The organism is Streptomyces sp. NPDC017225 (assembly GCF_044331465.1).
Lineage (GTDB): Bacteria > Actinomycetota > Actinomycetes > Streptomycetales > Streptomycetaceae > Streptomyces.
Genome location: NZ_JBIRNE010000044.1, coordinates 1 through 11,133, shown reverse-complemented (window position 1 = coordinate 11,133; position 11,133 = coordinate 1). Strand labels below are relative to the sequence as shown.

Sequence of the window (11,133 nt, the reverse complement as noted above, 5' to 3'; positions counted from 1 at the left end):
CTTCCTATCTCCCGCGGAGCGGGTACCCCATCGCTGCGCGATGGGCAAGCGAACACCCGCGCGCAGCGCGGGTGTTGCGCTCCCGCTCCGCGTGAGCGCTGCTGCTCGCTGCGCGAGCAGCTCACCCGCCTTGCTCAGCAAGGCGGGTGACGCTCCGTCCGCTGCGCTCCCGGAGCCGCGGGGCCTGCGGCCCCGAGGTGGCCTCCGCTGCGCTCCAGCCACCTGGTGGCGCTGCGCGCCACAAAAGGCCGGACCCGCTGCGCGGGCCGGCCAACGGGCCTGCGGCCCGAGCACCTACAGGGAGGGGTTGCGGTGGTTCGGTAACGGGCTGTCAGTGCACCGGTTCCCGCGCGGTCGGGGGCGGCCGGCTCGAGGGAAGGGTGACGGTTCTTCAGGCGTGCGCGTGAGGGCGGATGCTTGGCAGCTTGTGCGGGGCAGCGTGGTGCACAGGCCGGCCCGTCGCGGGAACGGCGAGACGCCTCAGGGCGAGACTCGCGGTGACAAGCAGTACGGTGAAAACGGCCAGGAGGAGAACGGACACCCACATCTACCGGCTCCCCGGGGCCTGCCAGCCCGTCCAGGCCGCGGACCCCGTCCACAGCAGGATGGCCGCAGCGTAGAAGGAGCGGACACGGCGCAGTTGCCGCACGGCCCGCAGGAACTGGATGCGTTCGGTCTTCGGTGCCATGCCGGCCCGTGTACCCCGATGCGCGACGCCCATCAGGGTTACAGGGATTTTGTGGCAAGGACCGGTCGAGGGGTCTCGGAAATCCATATCTCGATGTGATGCAGCATGTAGCATTGGCGTAAAGCGGGGACATCCGGTAGCGGGGATTGAGGGCGTATCGGCCTCGGCGCGTTAGGTCCGTGGCCCGTCCGCTATCTGACGGCCACGGCCCAGTGAGGCCGGTGGAGAGGGGAAGGGCGCTGTGATTTTTGATGCGCTGGGGCCTAGCTCCTGGCCTGAGGTGGAGCCGTGGACACCGGCGCATCAGGCCGTGGAGATCAGTGAGTACGAGACCCTCTCCATGCTCCTGGATGCTGGGGCGGACCCAAACGAGACGTTCTTCGAGCTCACGCTGCTGACTCACGCGATCGACTCGGAAGGGGACAGCCACCTGCCGTCAGGACATCCCCTGCACACGGCCAGCACTGCAATCGTGCTGGCCTATGGAGCCGACCCGCACCTGCCGACTGCCAGCGGGGAGACTCCGCTACAGCTCGCCGAGAGCTACGACCACGGGCCGGCCAAGCGGCTGCTCCAGCGCTTCCTCGCACCGGCGGAAGCTCCAGAAAGAACGCGTGGAATGGGTCGCGGGTCTTTCGTTGAGGTGGAGTCGTGGACGCCCGCGCACAGGGCCGTGGAGATGAGTGACTACGAGACTCTCACCGCGCTCCTGGACGCTGGGGCCGATCCGGACGAGGTGTGCTTCGGGCACACGCTACTCACTCACGCGATCGACCTGGAGGGGGATGGCCACCTGCAGACGAACTACCCGCTGAACACGGCCTCCACGGCGATCCTGCTGGTCTACGGTGCCGATCCGCGCCTGCCGGCCCTCGACGGCGAGACTCCCCTGCAGATCGCCGCGTACTACCACCACGAACCGGCCCAGCGGTTGCTCCAGCGCTTCCTCGCCCTCACCCCGGCCAAATCCCCCGGGGAGCGCGCGTGACGAATGATCGCGAGCCTTCACCCCTCGGCCCGGGCTCCCCTTACAGCGACGCCTCGATCTACGTGGACGCCGTTGCCGCCCCGCGGGTCATGGCCCGGCTTCGAGACGTCCTCGGCCTCGAGGACAACGGTGCGGAACTCACCGTCGGGCCGGTGCACGTGGAAGGCGAGCACAACGACTACGCCACCGGCCGGCACGCCCACCCCTCCGACTTCCTTCAGTGGCCGACCGTACTGAAGTGCGAGGCCCGGGCAGGAGCGCCGGACGAGGTGGTGCAGGCCGTCACGGCCGTGCTCGAAGCACTGTGGCACGGTGGCTTCAAGGCCGTAGCCACCTGCGACTTCGAGGACGAGCTGCCCGCACGCGGCGGGATCGACAGATACCCCCGCCCCACTCCTGCCCCCGACGGGGGCGCGGTCTCTTCGGGCACGGGCACTTGGTGGAAGAACCTGATTCGCCCGGAAAAAGGAAAGGTCGAAATCTGTGATCAGCCTCCGGGAACATCAGGTGACCCAGAAAACGAGTATTCGGGAATGGGTCAAATTCTTTGCAAGATCTTCTGTTCCCGCGCAGGGGGCGCGGGGAACGCTGGTATCCGCCACCGGGTCCGGTAAGACGATCACGGCTGCCGCGAGCGCGCTGGAGTGCTTTCCGGTCGGGCGGATCCTGGTGACCGTGCCGACCCTGGACCTGCTCGCGCAGACCGCGCAGGCGTGGCGGGCGGTCGGGCATCGGGCGCCGATGGTGGCGGTGTGTTCGCTGGAGAACGATCCGGTGCTGAGCGCGTTGGGGGTGCGGACTACCACCAACCCGATCCAGCTCGCCCTGTGGGCCGGAGCCGGGCCCGTGGTCGTGTTTGCCACCTACGCCTCTCTCGTGGACCGCGAGGACCCGGAGGACCCGACGGGCCAGCGGACGGTCCGCGGGCCGCTGGAAGCCGCTCTGGCGGGCGGGGAGCGGCTGTATGGACAGCAGCTGGACGGTTTCGCGCTCGCCATCATCGACGAAGCCCACTCAACCGCAGGTGATCTAGGTCGGCCGTGGGCGGCGATCCACGACAACGCCCGCATCCCCGCCGCCTTCCGGCTCTACCTGACCGCGACCCCGCGCATCCTCGCCTCGCCCCGGCCGCAGAAGGGCGCGGGCGGCCAGGAGCTGGAGATCGCGTCGATGGGCGAGGACTCCCAGACCTACGGTCCCTGGCTTGCCGAGCTCGGGCTGAGCGAGGCGATCGAGCGGGGCATCCTCGCGGGCTTCGAGATCGACGTGCTGGAGATCCGCGACCCCGCGCCGATCCTCGGGGAACCGGGTGAGGCGCAGCGAGGCCGACGCCTGGCCCTTCTACAGACCGCGCTCCTGGAGCACGCCGCGGCGTACAACCTGCGTACGGTCATGACGTTCCACCAAAAGGTCGAGGAAGCCGCCGCGTTCGCGGAGAAGCTGCCGGAGACGGCCGCCGAGCTGTATGCGCGCGATGCCTCGGACGAGGACCTGGCGGCCGCGGAGAAGCTGCCCGTGTCGTCGATCGGCGCGCAGCTGTACGAGCTGGAAGCCGGACGGCACGTGCCGCCGGAGCGGGTGTGGTCGGCGTGGCTGTGCGGCGACCACCTCGTCACCGAGCGGCGCGAGGCCCTGCGCCAGTTCGCCAACGGCATCGACGCGGCCGGGCGCCGGGTGCACCGGGCGTTCCTCGCCAGCTGCCGCGTCCTCGGAGAAGGCGTCGACATCACCGGCGAACGCGGAGTCGAGGCCATCTGCTTCGCAGACACCCGCGGCTCCCAGGTCGAGATCGTGCAGAACATCGGCCGGGCACTCCGACTCAACCGGGACGGCTCCACCAAGGTCGCACGGATCATCGTGCCCGTCTTCCTCGAGCCCGGCGAAGACCCCACCGACATGGTCGCCAGCGCGAGCTTCAAACCGCTCGTGGCCGTCCTCCAAGGCCTACGCAGCCACGACGAACGACTCGTCGAGCAGCTCGCCTCCCGCGCCCTCACCAGCGGCAAGCGCAAGACCCACATCCAGCGCGACACCGACGGGCGGATCATCGGAACCAGCGGTGGGAGCGGGAGTGAGGACGAAGACCAGAAGGGCGATGCCGACGGGGCGGCCGAGTCCGCGCTGCTGCACTTCTCCACCCCCAGGGACGCGGCCACAATCGCGGCGTTCCTGCGAACCCGCGTCTACCGGCCGGAGTCGCTGGTCTGGCTGGAGGGCTACCAGGCCCTGCTGCGCTGGCGGAAGCAGAACGAGATCACCGGGCTCTACGCCGTTCCCTACGACGTGGAGACCGAGGTGGGAGCGACGAAGGCTTTTCCTCTGGGCCGATGGGTCCACCAGCAGCGCAAGGCGCTACGGGCCGGGGGCCTGGAGGAGCGGCGCAAAAGGCTGCTGGACGCTCCGGAGGCCGGCATGGTGTGGGAACCGGGGGAAGAAGCCTGGGAGGGGAAGCTCGCCGTCCTCCGGGCTTACCGGCGGGCCACCGGTCACCTCGCACCCCGCCAAGACGCGGTCTGGGGCGAGAGCGAGACCGAGGGCCTCGTACCGGTGGGGCAGCTTCTGGCGAACCTGCGTCGCAAGGGCGACCTCGGCAAGAACCCCGAACGAGCCACCCTGCGGGCGCAGCAGTTGGCCGCGATCGACCCGGACTGGGACTGCCCCTGGCCACTGGACTGGCAACGCCACTACCGCCACCTCGCCCACCTCGCCGAGGACGAGCCCGGCGGAGTACTGCCCGACGTCCAGCCCGGCGTGCTGATGGACGGCGACGATATCGGCCGGTGGTTGGAGCGGCAGAAGAACCCGCGCACCTGGAAACAGCTGTCCACCGAGCAGCAGGAACGGCTGTCGAGGCTGGGCGTACAGCCCGCCCAGGCGCCGCCTCCCGCCCCCGCGACAAAGGGCGCGGCAAAGGGGCCGACCAAGGCGCAGCAGGCCTTCCAGCGCGGGCTGACCGCCCTCGCCCAGTGGGTCGAACGGGAGGGCACCCAGCGGCCCGTCCCGCGCGGCGCGGTCGTGGAGCTCGTGGTCGACGGCGAGGCCGAGCCGGTACCGGTGCGCCTGGGCGTATGGGTATCGAACACCCGCGCCAGATGCGACAAGCTCACCGCCGAGCAACTCGACGCGCTGCGGGAGCTGGGCATGCAGTGGGCGTAGCCGGGGCAACGTTCGAGCGCTCCTGGTCTCCGCATGGAGGACGTACGTCGTGCGTACTCCATTTGTCCATGGTGCATACGGTTGAGCAGGAGCCTGCGCTCGGGGACTCGCGGTGCGGGCCCTGGTCCCCCCCTTACCCGCGGCAGGCAGTCTCGGCAAGGCATGTCTGCCACTGTGCGGGTCTTACTGGGCGGCGAACGGAGGGGCGAACCCCTTGCCGCCCCGCTCGGTTATGCCTGCAGAGGTGAGCGAGAGGGTGGCCTGAGTGGAAGCAGTCCTGCGGGTCAGGCCCGTGCCGGGCGAGACGACCTGGTCTTTTCTCCACCGGGTGGCCGCTGCTTACCGGCTGCAGGCCGGCGACCTGACCGGATGGTGGCGGTGGGTGAACCCCGCGCACCAGGCTCGCGGCGTGCGTCCGGAGGGCGAGGTGTTCCTCGATGCGGTGGCGCAGGTGCAGTTGGCCGGCTGGTGCCGGGTGCCGGCCGGGCATCTGGCTCGGGCGCTGCCGTCGTGGGGGGCCGGATCGGAGATGCTGGCCAGCTACGGCGGGGACGGGCAGGGCTGGGTGCGGTGGCGGACGGGAGCAGACCAGTGGGGGCCGGTGGTGTTCGGGTGCCGGCTGTGTACGGCCCGCCGCGGGGGCGCGGGGGTTTCGTGGGTGTACCGGGCGCGGTGGCAGCGGCTGTGCACGGATCATGGCCGGTGGCTGCTCGATGTCGGCGACGGGCACGTGCTGGAAGGGCTCGCGGTGGGGCCGCTGGCGGGGGAGTTGGGGCGGGCGCAGCGGCGGTGGGCGTGTCTGGCACGTGCGGGGCTCGACGCGGGTGGGGCGGGCGGTTCGCCGGTGGAGGTGTTCGCGCTGGCGCGTTCGGTGGTGTGCGGGTGGTGGGAGCTGGAGGCGTTCGGGGAGCGGGAGCGGGTGTGGGGGCGGCGGCTGGAGCAGGTCGTGGCGGCCACCGGACGGCGTGAAGGGTGGCCGGCCGGGTGGGGGATGGCGCAGTGGCGGTTGCTGGCGCGGGACGCGGTGGTCTTCCCCGACGTGGTGGCGGTGGCGTGTGCGCTGGCCGATCCGCGACTGCAGCACCTGGCTGCCGGTGGCGGCCGTGGGCAGGTGGGGGTGCGGGGCGCGGCGCGCGGGCGGTCGGGTGGTGAGCGGGTCGCCGCCGAGCTGGGCAGGCGGCTGGGGCGGCCCTGGCTGCGGGAGGTGGAGGCTGCCTGGGCAGGTCCGTTGTCGGTGTGGGCGCAGGCCGTGGCCCGTGCCCACAGCCGGCCGGTGGATGCTGCGCCCGGCCCGGCGCAGGGGTGGTGGGTGCGCAGTGTGCACCGTCCCGTCGAGGTCGCACCCGGGCTGCGCGCCCTGGTGGGCTCGGCCGCCGAAGCGGGCGCGGGTGGGGCGGAGCCTGCGGTGCGGGTGGCGGGCGCAGGGCGTACGGCGGGGGTGGTGCCGCGGCGGTCCGGGCACGGTGGCGGCCTCAAGCGGCGGGGTGAGCAGCTGTTCACCGAAGGGCTGGAGCAGGCTCGCGCGCATGTCGCGCGCCACGGTCACCTGGCCCTGGCGCACACCGGCTCTCGCGCCGGGGACGGGTTCGATCTCGGGCGGTGGCTGGCCGGCCGGCGCGTCGCCGCGGCGTCGCTGACCGCCCAGCAGACGGCGTGGCTGGAGGAGTTGGATCCGTGGTGGAATCCGCCCTGGCCGCTTGACTGGCAGCGGGCCTGGTACCGGGCGCGTGAGCACGTGCGCGTCAACGGGCCGGTGCACGGCGGGGACAACCTGGCCGGTGTGCCGCGCCGGCTCGAGCGGTGGCTGCGCCACCAGATCACCCATTACCGCGAGCTGCATGAGGGGCAGTGGCAGCTGCTGGCCGACCTCGGCCTCGGCCACAAGGAGGTGGAGCGGTTTCACGCCTGGCCCGGCCGGCGCCGTCCGGCCGCCGACGGCCTGACCGCGGCGCGTGCCTATGCCGCACGCCACGGGCATCTCGCGGTGTCCTCGCCCACCACCGCCGCGGACGGGTTCGCCCTGGGACGGTGGCTGGCCGCGCAGCGGGTCCGCCAGCACACCAGCGGGCACCTGACCCGGCTCGGCCGCACCCTGACCGGTCTGGATGCCTGGTGGAATCCGCCCTGGTCCGTGCAGTGGCAGCGGATGTGGTGGGCCGCCCGCTACCGTCTGGCCGGGCTGCCCGGCGGCTGTCAGTGGTGGCCGGGTGCTCCTGAGACCGAACGCAGCATGACCTGGCTGCGCCGGCAGAGGGCACGACGTGTTCTGCTCCACCCCGGTCAGCAGCAGCTCCTGGACGCCCTCCCCCAGCCCACCGGCACCGGTGGCCGGGGCAGTCGGCGAGCAGTGCGGTGCCGTCGGCACGGCGGGCGAAGAGCTGCGGCACCCAGGAACGCACCTGCCCGCGGGGACTACGCCACAGCAGCCGTACCGGCCGCCCCGATGCGGGCGGGGAACGCGCGATAAGGGGCGCCGAGGCGGTTGCGCAGGCGTGCGCGGACATCGGCTGGACCTACCGGCGCCTGCCGCCGCTCGATGACGTGCTGGCCGCCAACCTGAAATGGCTGGCTGGCTACCGCCACCCCCGCAACTCCGGCCACCCCGGTCTGGCGGCGGCGGTCATCGAGGCGTTCGCGCGGCCGCGGCCGCTGAACGAAGGCGCCGAAGCGGCCGGCGACCCGATCGAGGTTCTCCCGTGCGTCTTCCACGCCCTGTGGCACGGACAGCTGACGGCAGACCTCACAACGCCGCTACACGAACGCGTCCTCGTCAGCCCGCGGGGCTCGAGCAGCCCGGGCGAGACGGGAGGCGCCCGGTGAGCGCGCGGCGCAATGCCCGGCCGGTCGTGAAGGTCGGTGCACGCTTCCGGTTCCGTGGCGTGACGTGGCAGGTGGTTGCCCTGTCGGGGCAGGACATTCGCCTCGTCGGCCCGGACGGCGGCGGTCAGGCCGTGCTCGCCGGGCACCTGTTCGCCGACCCCTCCTTCACCGTCATCGGCGCCGATGCGCCTCAGGCGGCCCCGCAGTGGGGGCTGTTCGAGACCGCCCCTGCCGCGGCGCGCGAGAAGGCACTGGCCTGGCAGCGGCACGTGCGTGAAGTCGAGTGCGGGCTCACCGGAGGGCCCGGCAGCGAAGGAACGGTGCGGCCGCAGTACGACCCGCAGCGGCACACGCTGGCCGAACGCGAGCAGGCCAAAGCGGAAGAGCTGACCGCGCTCGGCTTCGGCCGGGTGGCGCGCACCACGGTGCAGCGCATGCGCCTGGCCTACCGCAAACAAGGCCTGTGGGGGCTCCTCGACCACCGCACCACCCGTGCTTCCAGCCCCACCGGGCGGGCCGACGAACGGGTCGTCGCCGCCGTCCGTGAAGCGCTGCGCCGCCGCCGTGGCCGCTCCCGCGGCACGATCAACGGCGTCTTCCCGCTGATCAACCAGATCCTTCAGGACCGGCACGGCCCCGGCACGGTGCCCACGCCGTCCCAGGCCACGCTGTACCGTCTGGTCACTGCTCTGGCCCGGCCCGGTGAACTGCCCACGGGGCCCGTCCGTCAGGTGCCCGCGAGTGTCGACGGGCGGGCCTTCACCCCCGCCACGGCGCTGCGCCCCGGTGAACAGGTGCAGGTCGACACCACCCGCCTGGACGTCCTCGCCCTCTTCGACGACGGCCGCCTGGCCCGGCCCGAACTCACCATCGCCGTCGACGTCGCCACCCGCGCCATCCTCGCCGCCGTGCTGTGCCCGAGCGCGACCAAGGCCGTCGACGCCTCCCTGCTGCTCGCGGAGATGGCCGTCCCGCACCCCGCCCGGCCCACCTGGCCGGGCGTCCTGCGCATGGACCACGCCCCGGCACTCCCCCACCAGCGGCTGGCCGCGCTGGATGAGCGCCTGGCCGGCGCGGCGGCCCGGCCGGTCGTCCTGCCCGAGACGATCGTCGTCGACCGCGGCAAAGTGTTCGTCTCCGCCGCGTTCACCGCCGCCTGCGAACACCTCGGCATCAGCGTCCAGCCCGCCCCGCCCCACGCCCCCCACCGCCAAAGGCATCGTCGAGCGGACCTTCGGCACCATCAACTACCTGTTCTGCCAGCACCTGCCCGGCTACACCGGCTCCGACGTCACCCGCCGCGGCCCCGACATCGAGAAAGACGCCTGCTACAGCGTCGCCCAGTTGCAAGACCTGCTTGATGAATGGCTGGTGCACTACCACCACCGGCCCCACGAAGGCCTCCGCCACCCGCTGATGCCCCGCAAGGCCCTCACGCCGAACCAGATGTGGGCCGCGCTCGTCTCCGTCGCCGGACACGTGCCCGTCCCGCTCACCGGCCGCGACTACCTCGAACTGCTGCCCGTGCGCTGGCAGGCCATCACCCCCGCCGGCATCACCATCCACCACCGCACCTACGACGCCGATCTCCTCGCCCCCTACCGCGGCCAGGCCTCCCCCGTCGCCGGCCGCGGCGGGAAATGGGAAATCCACTACAACCCCCACGACGTGCGCCAGATCTGGGTACGGCTGCCCGACGGCGACCTCACCGAAATCCCCTGGATCCACCGCGACCACGTCCACCAGCCGTTCAACGACCACACCTGGCAGCACATCCGCACCCACGCCCAGCACAGCCACCACGACGACAGCCAGCAGCACGAAGCCCACCTCGCCGACGCCCTCGACCGGTTCATGCGCCGCGTCCACAGCGGCCACGCCACCACCGCCGAGCAAACCCTCCTCGCCCGCGCCACCACAACGCCGGTCCCCGCCGCCCGGCACCCGCACCACGGCACCGCACCCGCCACCGACCAGGCGGCACCACACGACGAGGACGACAGCATCGACGACCTCGACGACCTTCCCGACGACGGCACCCGCCCCGCCGCGGCCACCGGATACGGGCTCTACGACGCACACGAGGAGGCCGACAAGTGGTGAACCCCCGCCCCCACCCCGCAGCGCAGCATCCGGGCAGCACATCGGCCGCCGCGGGCAGCGGTGGTGCGGCAGAGCCGTCCTGGCCCCTGACCACCTGGCAGGGCCGGCAGCGCTTCGCCACCACCGCCCCGCCCGCCCCACCCCAACCCGAAGACCCGCCCCGCACCACCAACGAACGCCTCGCCTACCACTCCGCGTTCGTCACCATCCGCACCCCCGCCCTCAGCCAGCTCGCCACCCAGGTCCGCACCCTGATGATCCTCGGCCGCCACCAGCAGACCACCGCCCGGCCCTCCCTCATCGTCACCGGACCCGCCGCGGCCGGGAAAACCACCGCCCTGCTGAACGTCGGCCGCTCCTGCCACCTCGCCCACCTGCGCAAAAACCCCGCACCCCCCGGATCAGCCCACAGTGCGGCACCCGTCGCCTACGTCCTCGTCCCGCCCGGCGCCACCGCGAAAACCCTCATCACCGAGTTCGCCCGCTACCTCGGCATCCCCGTCACCACCCGCATGACCCAGACCCAGATCACCGACGCCGTCTGCCACACCTACACCACCGCCGGCGTCCAACTCGTCCTCATCGACGAAATCCACCGCCTCAACCCCCGCACCACCACCGGCGCCCAAACCGCCGACCTCCTCAAAGACCTCACCGAACGCCTCCCCGCCACGTTCGTCTACGCCGGCATCAACGTCACCGACACCCCCCTGTTCACCGGCACCCGCGGCGCCCAACTCGCCGGACGCGCCACCCTCATCACCTGCGGCCCCCTCCCCGCCCGCCACGGCACCCGCGAACCCTTTCGCGAGGTCATCACCGACATCGAAAACGCCCTCGACCTCCACCAGCACAAGCCCGGCACCCTCCCGGCCCACGCCCCCTACCTCCACCAGCGCACCGCCGGCCGCATCGGATCCCTCACCAGACTCATCCGCCAAGCCGCCATCACCGCCATCTGCGACGGCACCGAACGCATCACCAAAGGCGCCCTCGACGCCGTACGACTCGACCACCTCGCCGAAACCCACCACCGCCCCCACACCCGAGGCCGCTAACCCACCACCCACCAGGTAAAACAGCCCTGACCAGCAAAAACACCAAACGAGCCATTACATGCCAGAACTACCGACACCCCATCCCGCCACGCTCCCCACAGAGCGCATAACCCCAGCTCAACCCCCGCCCACCCCGGCCCAACCACCCACCCCGGCTTCTCAGCGAACCCACAACACTCCAGGCCAGCAAGCGCCCGGTACACCAACAAACCCCCCTCCGAGCCTTAGCCTCGCGCTTTCATGAAGCGGGCTGTCCGGCAGGTGGTCAGGAAAGCAGAAAGTGCCTCTGACCAGCAAGAATGAGGATTGTCGAGGTCCTT

The 11,133-nt window shown here is 71.6% G+C and carries 8 protein-coding genes and 1 pseudogene; 8 read left to right on the top strand and 1 reads right to left on the bottom strand.

The genetic code is table 11. The features are described 5' to 3' along the window. Positions 1–391 precede the first annotated feature (391 nt). Positions 392–688: pseudogene (locus tag ACH4NX_RS38220) on the bottom strand (hypothetical protein). A gap of 310 nt (positions 689–998) precedes the next feature. Here ACH4NX_RS38220 and ACH4NX_RS38215 point away from each other — a divergent pair. From ACH4NX_RS38215 to ACH4NX_RS38180, 8 genes are all read left to right on the top strand, one after another. Continuing rightward, positions 999–1,676 carry an ankyrin repeat domain-containing protein gene (locus ACH4NX_RS38215; RefSeq protein ID WP_398130358.1) on the top strand — a complete coding sequence of 226 codons (678 nt, stop codon included), beginning with the start codon at positions 999–1,001 and terminating at the stop codon, positions 1,674–1,676. After that, positions 1,673–2,290 (top strand): hypothetical protein, encoded by a 618-nt coding sequence (locus ACH4NX_RS38210; RefSeq protein WP_351402483.1) that lies wholly within the window; start codon positions 1,673–1,675, stop codon positions 2,288–2,290. The genes ACH4NX_RS38215 and ACH4NX_RS38210 overlap by 4 nt, the downstream gene beginning before the upstream one ends. Next, positions 2,184–4,832 (top strand): Helicase associated domain protein, encoded by a 2,649-nt coding sequence (locus ACH4NX_RS38205; RefSeq protein WP_398130359.1) that lies wholly within the window; start codon positions 2,184–2,186, stop codon positions 4,830–4,832. Before ACH4NX_RS38210 ends, ACH4NX_RS38205 begins: the two co-directional genes overlap by 107 nt. A 328-nt stretch (positions 4,833–5,160) precedes the next feature. Then, positions 5,161–7,299, top strand: coding sequence for a Helicase associated domain protein (locus tag ACH4NX_RS38200; RefSeq protein ID WP_398130360.1), 2,139 nt, complete (start codon positions 5,161–5,163; stop codon positions 7,297–7,299). Then, positions 7,185–7,652: a TnsA-like heteromeric transposase endonuclease subunit gene (locus ACH4NX_RS38195; protein WP_398130361.1), complete on the top strand. Its 468-nt coding sequence runs from the start codon at positions 7,185–7,187 to the stop codon at positions 7,650–7,652. Before ACH4NX_RS38200 ends, ACH4NX_RS38195 begins: the two co-directional genes overlap by 115 nt. A 59-nt stretch (positions 7,653–7,711) precedes the next feature. Continuing rightward, the gene (locus tag ACH4NX_RS38190) at positions 7,712–9,013 is read left to right on the top strand and encodes a transposase family protein (protein ID WP_351402479.1); all 1,302 of its coding nucleotides are present in this window, start codon (positions 7,712–7,714) and stop codon (positions 9,011–9,013) included. Next, positions 8,997–9,755 (top strand): Mu transposase C-terminal domain-containing protein, encoded by a 759-nt coding sequence (locus ACH4NX_RS38185; protein WP_398130362.1) that lies wholly within the window; start codon positions 8,997–8,999, stop codon positions 9,753–9,755. The genes ACH4NX_RS38190 and ACH4NX_RS38185 overlap by 17 nt, the downstream gene beginning before the upstream one ends. Before the next feature lie 86 nt (positions 9,756–9,841). Next, positions 9,842–10,813, top strand: coding sequence for a TniB family NTP-binding protein (locus ACH4NX_RS38180; RefSeq protein WP_398130363.1), 972 nt, complete (start codon positions 9,842–9,844; stop codon positions 10,811–10,813). Positions 10,814–11,133: the final 320 nt, after the last annotated feature.